11 protein-coding genes and 2 tRNA genes are annotated in these 9608 nt (G+C 67.3%); 8 read left to right on the top strand and 5 right to left on the bottom strand.

What is annotated here, in order from left to right; all coding sequences use genetic code 11:
- Window positions 1-393 precede the first annotated feature (393 nt).
- A complete protein-coding gene (locus tag U4E84_RS00720; protein WP_322530169.1) occupies window positions 394-744 on the top strand; it encodes a hypothetical protein in 351 nt (116 codons plus the stop codon).
- A 65-nt stretch (window positions 745-809) separates the two neighbouring features.
- Here the strand turns inward: U4E84_RS00720 and U4E84_RS00715 are convergent, their stop codons facing one another.
- The 4 genes from U4E84_RS00715 to U4E84_RS00700 form a co-directional block, all read right to left on the bottom strand.
- A complete protein-coding gene (locus U4E84_RS00715; protein ID WP_322530168.1) occupies window positions 810-1091 on the bottom strand; it encodes a type II toxin-antitoxin system RelE/ParE family toxin in 282 nt (93 codons plus the stop codon).
- Entirely contained in the window at window positions 1084-1365 is a 282-nt protein-coding gene (locus tag U4E84_RS00710) for a ribbon-helix-helix domain-containing protein (protein WP_322530167.1), read from the bottom strand. The genes U4E84_RS00715 and U4E84_RS00710 overlap by 8 nt, the downstream gene beginning before the upstream one ends.
- Before the next feature lie 356 nt (window positions 1366-1721).
- Window positions 1722-1793, bottom strand: a tRNA-Thr gene (locus tag U4E84_RS00705).
- Between the two features lie 108 nt (window positions 1794-1901).
- Window positions 1902-2567: a hypothetical protein gene (locus U4E84_RS00700; RefSeq protein ID WP_322530166.1), complete on the bottom strand. Its 666-nt coding sequence runs from the start codon at window positions 2565-2567 to the stop codon at window positions 1902-1904.
- A 59-nt stretch (window positions 2568-2626) separates the two neighbouring features.
- Here U4E84_RS00700 and U4E84_RS00695 point away from each other — a divergent pair, with 59 nt between their 5' ends.
- The 3 genes from U4E84_RS00695 (at window position 2627) to U4E84_RS00685 (ending at window position 5017) form a co-directional block, all read left to right on the top strand.
- Window positions 2627-3376, top strand: a complete 750-nt coding sequence (locus U4E84_RS00695) for an enoyl-CoA hydratase/isomerase family protein (protein WP_322530165.1) — start codon at window positions 2627-2629, stop codon at window positions 3374-3376.
- Between the two features lie 95 nt (window positions 3377-3471).
- Window positions 3472-3542 (top strand) — tRNA-Gly (locus U4E84_RS00690).
- Between the two features lie 308 nt (window positions 3543-3850).
- On the top strand, window positions 3851-5017 hold the full coding sequence (locus U4E84_RS00685; protein ID WP_322530164.1) for an inorganic phosphate transporter: 1167 nt from the start codon (window positions 3851-3853) through the stop codon (window positions 5015-5017).
- A 16-nt stretch (window positions 5018-5033) separates the two neighbouring features.
- On the opposite strand, the gene U4E84_RS00680 is transcribed toward U4E84_RS00685, so the two are convergent.
- Window positions 5034-5660, bottom strand: coding sequence for an undecaprenyl diphosphate synthase family protein (locus U4E84_RS00680; protein ID WP_322530163.1), 627 nt, complete (start codon window positions 5658-5660; stop codon window positions 5034-5036).
- Between the two features lie 194 nt (window positions 5661-5854).
- Between U4E84_RS00680 and U4E84_RS00675 the strand changes: the two genes are divergently transcribed.
- The 4 genes from U4E84_RS00675 (at window position 5855) to U4E84_RS00660 (ending at window position 9571) form a co-directional block, all read left to right on the top strand.
- Window positions 5855-6412 (top strand): hypothetical protein, encoded by a 558-nt coding sequence (locus U4E84_RS00675; RefSeq protein ID WP_322530162.1) that lies wholly within the window; start codon window positions 5855-5857, stop codon window positions 6410-6412.
- Window positions 6413-6457: 45 nt separating this feature from the next.
- Complete coding sequence (locus U4E84_RS00670) at window positions 6458-7024, top strand: DUF5812 family protein (protein ID WP_322530161.1); 567 nt, start codon at window positions 6458-6460, stop codon at window positions 7022-7024.
- 70 nt (window positions 7025-7094) lie between these two features.
- Window positions 7095-7976 (top strand): protein translocase subunit SecF, encoded by an 882-nt coding sequence (gene secF / locus U4E84_RS00665; RefSeq protein ID WP_322530160.1) that lies wholly within the window; start codon window positions 7095-7097, stop codon window positions 7974-7976.
- Complete coding sequence (locus U4E84_RS00660; protein WP_322530159.1) at window positions 7976-9571, top strand: preprotein translocase subunit SecD; 1596 nt, start codon at window positions 7976-7978, stop codon at window positions 9569-9571. Before secF ends, U4E84_RS00660 begins: the two co-directional genes overlap by 1 nt.
- Window positions 9572-9608: the final 37 nt, after the last annotated feature.

The raw sequence follows: 9608 nt of genomic DNA, 5'->3' as shown, positions 1-9608 counted from the left end.
GGCGTCCGCGTCGTGCTCGGCGGCTCGTTCGAAGAGGTCGGCGAAGGTCATTACCGGTGGATCGAGGGCGAGTGGTATCGGGCTTGCGGCCGACGGCGACATCGGAGGGGTCCAGCTTACGAGACCGATTACGGCGGAAAATCACAACGCGTCTAGGCCGGGATTTGCACCCGGACTCTCGTCCTTACCAAGAACGTAATGAGTCCGATCACTGAGTACCTATTCGCTTTGGAGTACTATCTCACCCGAAAACACTTATTTTCAGTCACGTATCCTTGACGAGTGGACAGACGCCAATTCCTCGCCGGAACCGTACCAACGGCATCCGTAGTTTTGGGCGGATGCCTTGACAGCAGTCCGTCTTGTACGGGCGAGGATAGTTGGCCACCGGATGTGCAAGTGGAAGAGTTGGAACTCACACCAGGTGACTCGGACACCTTCGAGATACGGGTAGACGGCATCACAGCATTCTCGTTCGACTCACGGTTGTACAACTGTGGGTCGACCGACGCTCCCGTGAGATTTGGTGACATCGATTTCAGACCATCGATAGACTCGCAAGCCGACTCCTGTCCTCCATATTATGTTTGGGATGACTGTACCCGTGTGACGCTCCACGTGCCTGTTCAGGTCGCTCCGGATGCCGAAACCGGCACTTACGAATACGGGTTCACCGTTATGGAAACGATCGGCGATCGGAACTCACGAGACTACGAATATGCGATTGCGGTGACTGGGGACTGAAGCCGGACTGTTGAGTACTACGCACCAAATCGATACTGGGCGATAGGGGAACCACCTGTGAGTGCTTAGTCGTCAGCGGTGTACGCGGCGCCACGACGCTTGATACGCGCGACGACGAGCCGCTGGTCGCTCTGCCGGAAGATCACAGAGAGTCGAAACTCCCCGATACGTATCTTCTTGTACGGACTGTTTTGGAGTGGCTCGCCGTACTCTGGCGGGTCGCGCCACGGCGAGGAGACGATCTCGTCGAGCTTGTCGAGTATCCGGTCTTGGTCGGCGGAAGAGAGCGCATCGAGGTCGGCTTCGGCCGTCGAGGTGAGTTCCCACGTCCACCCGTCGTCACTCATCGCTCGTGCCGAACCGCTCGCGGGCCTCCTCGGCGCTCGTCGTCTGCCCCTCTCGGATGTCCTCCTCGGCTTCGAGCAGAGCGACGAGTTCGTCGCGGTCGAACGTTGGGAACTCGATAGCGTCTCGAAGCGTGTACCGGATGAACTCGCTCCGGCTGTTGAACCCGCGTCCCTGCCACGTGTCGTCGATTTCGTCGAGGAACGACTCTGTGACTTTGAAGTTCACCGTGGCGATCTCGTCCGTGTCGTCGTTGTTCGTGGCCGCTCCAGACATATAAACGTAATACGTTAGTCTTACCAATAGTCGTTTCGGCGAAACCTCACTCGCCGCGTACTCGTCGTGGATAGCCTCATCGAGGGGAATTCTATCTCATTCTTGACCACACTTCACTCACTCCTCTGGGAGCGTGAATTAGCGAGATCGAGTGTGTCCCTGAGTGGATGCGCCCCCGCTCAATTTCGGGCCTAATCCGCCGCTGTCTGCGACGTAGTTTGTGTATCCTGATAGTTATCCGAATTGCAGGACGGAGCGACCAACTCTATTTAGCGAGCCACGGCTGTTTTCACCGTGTTATTCTCGTCTCGAATAAATCCGATAAATGTACGTACAAGGAGCGTACGGAGGAAAGAAGCCTAGGCCGGGATTTGAACCCGGGCTCTCGTCCTTACCAAGGACGCGCTTTACCGCTAAGCTACCCAGGCGCGCAATCTGTCGTTGACCGGATTCGACTTTAGGGGTTTCGATCCGTCGGCGGCGCGTCCGTCGGATCTGCACGCCACGAGTCGCTTCCGAGGGCCCCCACGGCTCCCTTACCGGTCCGTCGCGCTCACGGTGCGGTCGGAGATGTCGGCTATCCGGTCGGCGGTCGCCTCCGGGAGCGCGCGCCCCGGCGGCGGGAACTCGCCGTCGTAGTCGGCCGCCAGCTCGCGCGCGTACGCCAGCAGCTCCTCGGGCGGCTCGCCGCCGACGGCCGTGGTTCCGGCGACGACCGCCAGTTCGAGGGCGTCGACCTCCAGGTTCCGGTCGAGGGCTGTCGCCGCCGCGGGGTCGGTCCCCTCCCGGTCTCGGAGGGTCTGGTCTCGACCGAACGCGCGGACGACCTCGACGGCGGCCGTCGCGGCGTCGGTACACGCCAAGAGCGAGAAGCCGCGCGAGACGAGCACGTCGGCCGTGAGCACGTCCATGTCGGCGTCGATGTCGGCCTCGCGGGTCGGCGCGGTCACCCACGGCTCCTCGTGGGCCACCGTGCGGGTGAGCCGGAGCCCCTCGTAGATGAGCTGAACGCCCGCAGCCCGGTCGACGACCGCGTTCAGGTCGACATCCGGATCGACCGCGCGAGCGGTGACCAGCGCCAGCACGCCGGGCGTCACGGCTGCGTCAACGATGCGGTTCTCGAGGGTCTCACGCAGCTGTGCGGGCTCGACGTCCGCGAGCGCCTCGTGTGCGGCCTCACGCGCTCGCGCGGCATCGTCCATTACGAGTGGGTAGTTAAGCGAAGGGCAAAGACCTTTGGAAACGACCGGGATACGACGCCGTGATCCGCACTCGCACCGACGACCGCGTCCGCGTCGTCACGATCGATCGGCCCGAGCGGCGAAACGCGCTCCGACCCGAGGACCTGGCCGCGCTTCAGAGCGCCGTCACGAGCGCTGCGGAACCCGTCACGTACCTCCACGGGGCCGGCGACGCGTTCTGTGCCGGCGCCGACCTCGACGTCGTCGCCGGCCTCGACAGCGGCGGCGACAGCGACGGGGACGACGGCCCCGACGGGCGCGGCGACGCGGACGTTCCGGAGTCGTTCGCGCGACGGGGCCAGCGCGCCGCCGCGGCGATCGAGACCGCCGACACGGTCGTCGTCTGCGGGATCGACGGCGCGGCTCGGGGCGGCGGGGTCGAGCTCGCGCTCGCGGCCGACGTCCGGGTCGCCACGCCCGCGGCCACCTTCGCCGAACCCGGCGTCTCGTTCGGGCTGTTCGGCACGTGGGGCGGGACGGTTCGGCTCCCGCGCGTGATGCGCGAGGGCAACGCCCTCGAGTTCGCGCTCTCGGGACGCGTCTTCGACGCGGACGAGGCGCTTCGAACGGGTCTCGTCTCCCGCGTCGTCGACGATCCCCGGGAGGTCGCCGACGCGATCGCGACGGGAAAGCCGGACGCCCTGCGGACCGTCAAGCGTCGGGTTCGCGATCGCCGCGACGAGGAGACGCAGGAGCGCGCGGAAGCCGAGGCGTTCGCGGCGCTCGTCCGGGCGCACGGAGACGAGATCGCGGCGGCGCGAGAGGACTGAGTGGCTCGAACGACTCGACCTCGCCGACTCGCGTCACGCCGCCACGATGTGACAGGTTTAAGTGGACCTCCGACCAATCATCGGATGCGAAGCCCGCACCGGTAGTGTAGTGGTATCACGCAACCTTGCCATGGTTGCAACCCGAGTTCAAATCTCGGCCGGTGCATTTTCTCGAACGCAGTGAAAGAAATCATCGAGTGATTTGAACGCAGAAAGTCGCAGCCCGCACAGCGAACGGAGTGAGCGAGCAGGACCGTCTTTCCCTGGTTCAAATCTCGGCCGGTGCATTTTCTCGCTACGCTCGAAAATCCACCGCCCTGTCTCCACGCTCGCTTCACTCGCGTGGAGTCTCGGCCGGTGCATTTTCTCGAACGCAGTGAGAGAACTCACCGAGTGAGTTGAACGCAGAGAGACGCAGCGGCGAGCGACGCGAACCTGTCCGCTTAACCGGGCGTGTGTCGTTGTGCCGCGTATATGGTTGAGGTCTTACTTCTCGTCGGGTTCGTGGTCGCGGCGTTCGTCGGGTACAACATCGGTGGCGCCACGACCGGTCCGGCGTTCGGGCCGGCCGTCGGCGCGGACGTGATCTCGAAGGCGGGGGCGGCCGCGCTGATGTCGGTGTTCTTCTTCGTCGGCGCCGCCACCCTTGGCCGACGCGTCGTCACGACGCTCGGGGAGGATCTGGTCACCGGCGGAAACGTGTTCACCCTCGAGACGAGCATCATCGTCCTCTTTTTCATCGGCGGCGCGCTGTTCGTCGGGAACTACGCGGGCGTCCCCGCGTCGACCTCGATGACGGCGGTCGGGGCGATCGCCGGGCTCGGACTGGCGACCGGAACCCTCGACAGGGCGGTGATGGGCGAGATCGCTATCTGGTGGATCGTCGCGCCGATCATCGGCTTCTGGGTCTCCGGCGTGGTCGGCCGGTACTTCTATCCCGCCATCGACCGCTGGGTGGCGATAGACAGCACCGACGGCGCGCTGTTCGAGTTCGACCGCACGGGGGCGATTCCGAAGCCGGTTCCCGGACCGAACACGACCCGGCGCGAGCTCGTCGGCGGGGTCGTCGTCATCGCCATCGGCTGTCTGATGGCGTTCTCCTCTGGAACCTCGAACATCGCGAACGCGATCGCGCCGCTCGTCGCGCTCGACGGCGTCGAGATGACGCCGATGATCCTCCTCGGGTGCGGCTCGGTCGCGCTCGGGGCGTTCACGATCGCCCGCCGGACGCTGGACACGCTCGGCAACGACATCACCGACCTCCCGCTCACCGCGGCGATCGTCGTCGCCTGCGTCTCCTCGGGCATCGTGATCGCCCTCTCGGCGGTCGGGATCCCGGCGTCGTTCGTCATCATCGCGACGATGTCGATCGTCGGGCTCGGCTGGGGGCGCGCGACGCGCACCGTCACGGTGCGACAGGGGATCCGCGGCGAGAAGGAGCCGAAGGTGTCCGTCGGCGCGCTGAAGGCCGACGACACGGGACCGATCGGCGAGGGCGACCCCGCCGACATCCCCTCGGCGTCCGACCTGTTCAACCCGAGCACGAGCGCGCGCGTCGTCTTGATGCAGAACGTCGTCCCGATCCTCTCGACGGTCGGGGCGCTCGTCACGTTCACGGTCCTGTTCCGCTTCGTCTGGTGAGGGCTCGGCCGCGCCGTCACGTTCCGAAGCGGCGCTGGCGGTCCTGGAAGTCGAGGACCGCACGGAGGTAGTCGCGCCTCCTGAAGTCGCGCCAGTTCACGTCGGTGAAGTAGAGCTCGGCGTACACCGACTGCCAGATCGCGAAGTCGGAGAGCCGCTCCGCGCCCGTCTTGATCACGAGGTCCGGCTCCTCCGGGAGCACGAGGCGCTCTGCGACGTCGTCCGCGTCGATCGCGTCGGGGTCGAGCGACCCCTCGGCGACGTCGACGGCAATCTCGCGGACCGCGGCCGCGAACTCGGCCTTCCCGCCCAGTCCCACGGTGATCCGGATAGGGACGTCGGCGTCCCCCGGCCCGGACGCGTCGTCCGCGTCGTCCGGCCCGCGAACGATGAACCGATCGGGCGCGTCGAGCCGCCGGAGTTCGCGCGCGAGCGTCGGGACGACCGACTCGTCGAGCACGGAGACGGAGACGGTGACTTGTTCGGCCCCGTACTCCAGCGCCCATCCGAGCGCCGCGGTGAGCGTGTCGAACGCGCCGTCCGCGAGGAGGTCGCGCTCGGTGATGACGATCGCGACGTGCGTCGGCGGGTCGCCGTCGTGGAGCCGGTGGCGGACCGCGAGATACGTGTCGTACAGTCCCACGCGTTGGGGTCGCGTCGCGCGGTACAAAAGCTCACCTCCCCGAGAGCCGCGTCGGCAGCCGGATCCGTGCCAGCCGCGGGGCCGCGCTGACGGAGGGGGACCGCGTCGATCGAGCGCGGCCGTTCGAGCGCGACGGCCGAGCGCGACCGACCGCCGACGAGGGGTTTAATTCGTCGTCGGCCGTAGCCGCGACGATGGCAGACAGCTACCGCGGAGTGCTCGGCGCGATCCCGTACGCGATCCGCAGCACCGACTCGTGGGCCATGCGCGTGTACGGAGTGGTCGGCGCGCTCACGGCCGGGCTGATCGCGGTCGTCGTCACCCTGGCGCTCGTCGTCTGGATGGGGGAGACGGCCGAGGTACAGAGCGGGACGTTCCTGTTCTCGCGGTCGCTGTTCGTGCTCGCCGGCTTCGCCGCGGTCGCGCCGCTGCTCGCCCCATTGCTTTTCGTCGCGCGGCGACACCGGCGCGGCGACCCCGTGAAGCCGGGGTACGACCGGAAGATGGCGTACGGCGGGTTCCTGTTCCTGGCATCGCTGTACCTCGGGATGGTGATCTCCGCGCCGGCGGGTCTCCGCGACCCGACCGAATCCGTGGTCGTCAACGCCCTCTACGCCCTCCCGCGGCCGGTCGGCCTCCTGCCTCCCGTCGTCGCCGGACTCGCCGTGTTCTGGATCCACTATCGGTTTCGGGCCACCGACGAGGAGTCCGCGTCCGGAGACCCCGCCGACGCCGCCCTCGACGACGACTGACGCGGCTCGAAACCCCGAAGGGGCTCGGCGACCTACCGCGACGCAATGAACGACGAGCCGGACCGAACCGAGGGGGAGGGTGGCGCGAGCGACGCGGACGAACGCGTGATCGACGCGAACGAACGCGTGAACGAGGCGGAGAGCGCCGACGAGAAGGAGAGCACGTTCCTGGTCACGCACGCCGAGGCCGATTCGGCGGTGCTGAAGGACGTCCACGACGGGCAGGTGCACACGCTGCGCTCGAATCCGGGACTCGACGTCGACGACGCGGTCGAGGCGACGATCGCACCGGACCCCCCGATGGAGGTCACCTATCGGGTGCTCGAGGTGACGGAGCGGCGGCGTCTCGCCATCGAGGAGAGCGAGGAGCCGCCGACCGTCCACGAGCGCGAGCTCGCGGCGGAGACGCCGACCGGTGAGCTGGCCCGCGAGCCGCGGGCCGGGGTCGGCGAGGTCCACGTGCTGACGCCCCCCGAAGCGACGACTGCGGACGCGGTCGCCGACGTGCTCGACGACCGCGAGGCGACGCTGTCGCGGGCGGCCAGGCTCGGGGTGAACCGCGTCGAGGTCCGGTCGGAGCCCGGGATCGTCAGCGTTCGGTACATGCCGTGAGCCGGTATCGGGAGCCTCGGACCGCAGGCGAGTGAGAAGGCTTATTCGCGCCCGCACAGGAAGCCGTTTTATGGTAGCGATCGAGGTACCGGAGATAAATTACACCGACTACTCGAACCGGCAGCTCGTGGCGGTCCCGCTCGCGGTCCTCGTGCTCGCGCTCGTGATCATCGGCGGGTGGTACCTCGTCACGGGAGCGCCGGCGAACCTCGGACTGGCGTTCACGGGCGGCGTCGAGCTCCGGATCGCCGACGACGGCGGGAACGTCGAGGAACGCATCGAGACCGAGTTCGACAGGGAGCCCGATTCCGTGCGGTCGATCCCCGCGGACGACGTGTACGTCGTCACGTTCCGCGCCGCCGACGAGGACCCCGAAGGACTCGCGAACGACCTCGACCAACAGGCCGACGACGCGGACCTCACCACGGAGGCGATCGACCAGGTGTCGCCGAGCTTCGCCAGCGACACGGCGCGGTCGGCGGTCTTCGGCGTCGCGCTGGCGTTCCTCGGGATGAGCGTGATCGTGTTCGCGATGTTCCGGACGTTCGTCCCCTCCATCGCGGTGGTCGCGTCGGCGTTCTCCGACCTGGTCATCCCCATCGCGGTGATGAACCTGCTCGGGATCCAGATGACGCTCGGCACGATCGCGGCGCTGCTGATGATCATCGGGTACAGCGTCGACTCCGACATCCTGTTGAACAACTCCGTGCTGCGCCGGACCGGCGGCTTCTACGAGTCGGTGAGCCGCGCGATGCGGACGGGTATCACGATGACGCTCACCTCGATGGCGGCGATGATCGTCATGGCGATCGTCGCGAGCGTCTTCGGCGTCGACCTCCTGCGGAACATCGGGATCATCCTCTCGGTCGGCCTCTGTGCCGACCTGATGAACACCTACCTCCTGAACGTCGCACTGCTCCGCTGGTACAAGTTCGAGGGGGTGGGTCGCTGATGTTGGAGCCGATCAAGAAGAACTGGCGGATCCTGCTGCTCGTCGCGGTCGTGGTCGGCGCGTCGATCGCGCTGTTCGCGCCGCAGTTCGCCCCCGAGACCGCGCCGGGTGAGGACGCCGACGAGGCCCAACAGGGTGTCACGAACCTCCAGTACGGGCTGGACCTGGAGGGCGGCACTCGGATTCGAGCGCCGCTCGAGGGCTACACCGCGACGGGCGTCGACTTCGACGGCGACGATCCCGACACGGTCGAGGAGGCGGTCGCCGCAGAACTCGACGACGTCCCGCGCCGCGAGGTCGGATCGAGCGTCGGGGAGGACGAGAGCGCCGTCGAGGTCACCGACGAGTCGGTGAGCGAAGAGGAGTTCCGCGAGGCGATGGACGCGTCCGGCTACGACTACGAGGACGTTCGGCCCGGCGTCACCCGGGAGACGCGCGACCTCGCCGAGAGCATCATCCAGGGCAAGATCAACGAGGCGGGGCTGTCGGGCGGGAGCGTCCAGCAGGTCCAGTCGGTGTCCGGCGAGTACTTCATGCTCGTCGAGGTGCCCGGCGAGGACCGCGGCGACGTGGTCTCGCTGCTCGAAGACCGCGGGAGCGTCCGGATCGACATCGCGTACCCGAGCGACGACGGCACCGCCGTCGAGGAGGGCGTGCTCACCCAGGACGACTTCGACGACATCGGGACGGCCGCGCAGCGCGAGGGCTCCACCGGCGGATACGTGCCCGTGACCGTCAGGAACTCCGCGTCCGACGGCGAGCAGTCGCCGTCGGAGAGCTTCCAGGAAGCCGTCGTCGACCGCGGGTTCCCGTCCGCGTACGAGTCACAGAGCGACGCCTGCGACTACGAGGAGAACCCGGACGACGTGAGCAACCCGTGTCTCCTGCTCACCGTCGACGGCGAGGTGGTCAACTCCTTCGGGATGGACCCGGACCTCGCCGACAGCATGGAGAGCGGCTCGTGGGCGGAGCAGGGCGACTTCCAGCTGACGACGACCGACTTCGCCACCGCTCAGGAGATCGCCGTCGACCTCCGCGCCGGCGCGCTGCCGGCCGAACTCGACATCAGCGGCGAGGGGACCTCCAGCACGATCTCGGCCACGCAGGGCGAGAACTACAAGAACTACTCGCTGGTGACGGGGGTGCTCGCCGTGTTCGCGGTCGCGGGCATGGTGTTCCTCCGCTACCGCGAGCCCGCGGTGGCGCTGCCGATGATCGTCACGGCGCTCGCGGAGGTGTACGCCCTGCTCGGGTTCGCCGCCCTCGTGAGCTACCCGCTCGAGCTGGCGGTCATCGCCGGCTTCATCGCGGTCGTCGGGACCGGCGTCGACGACCTCGTGATCATCGCCGACGAGGTGATGAGCGAGGGCGAGGTGAACTCCCGGAAGGTGTTCGACTCCCGGTTCCGCCGCGCCTTCTGGGTCATCGGCGCCGCCGCCGCGACGACGATCGTCGCGATGTCGCCGCTGATGGTGCTCTCGCTCGGGGACCTCTCCGGGTTCGCGATCTTCACCATCCTCGGGGTGCTGATCGGGGTCCTGATCACCCGACCCGCCTACGGCGACATCCTGCGCCGCCTGCTGACGATCCGGTGAGGCGACGCGGGAGCGACGCCCCGCCGTCCCGGCGCGT

It is taken from the genome of Halorubrum sp. AD140 (assembly GCF_034497445.1).
GTDB lineage: Archaea > Halobacteriota > Halobacteria > Halobacteriales > Haloferacaceae > Halorubrum.
Note: the sequence above shows the minus strand (reverse complement) of the source record. Positions and strands in the feature narration are given on the sequence as shown.

What these genes read in the sequence shown, in the direction of transcription:
- U4E84_RS00715 (WP_322530168.1), bottom strand. Translation starts at nt 1,091, where the DNA reads ATGAGTGACGACGGGTGGACGTGGGAACTCACCTCGACGGCCGAAGCC.
- U4E84_RS00710 (WP_322530167.1), bottom strand. Translation starts at nt 1,365, where the DNA reads ATGTCTGGAGCGGCCACGAACAACGACGACACGGACGAGATCGCCACG.
- U4E84_RS00700 (WP_322530166.1), bottom strand. Translation starts at nt 2,567, where the DNA reads ATGGACGATGCCGCGCGAGCGCGTGAGGCCGCACACGAGGCGCTCGCG.
- U4E84_RS00685 (WP_322530164.1), top strand. Translation starts at nt 3,851, where the DNA reads ATGGTTGAGGTCTTACTTCTCGTCGGGTTCGTGGTCGCGGCGTTCGTC.
- U4E84_RS00675 (WP_322530162.1), top strand. Translation starts at nt 5,855, where the DNA reads ATGGCAGACAGCTACCGCGGAGTGCTCGGCGCGATCCCGTACGCGATC.
- U4E84_RS00670 (WP_322530161.1), top strand. Translation starts at nt 6,458, where the DNA reads ATGAACGACGAGCCGGACCGAACCGAGGGGGAGGGTGGCGCGAGCGAC.
- secF (WP_322530160.1), top strand. Translation starts at nt 7,095, where the DNA reads ATGGTAGCGATCGAGGTACCGGAGATAAATTACACCGACTACTCGAAC.
- U4E84_RS00660 (WP_322530159.1), top strand. Translation starts at nt 7,976, where the DNA reads ATGTTGGAGCCGATCAAGAAGAACTGGCGGATCCTGCTGCTCGTCGCG.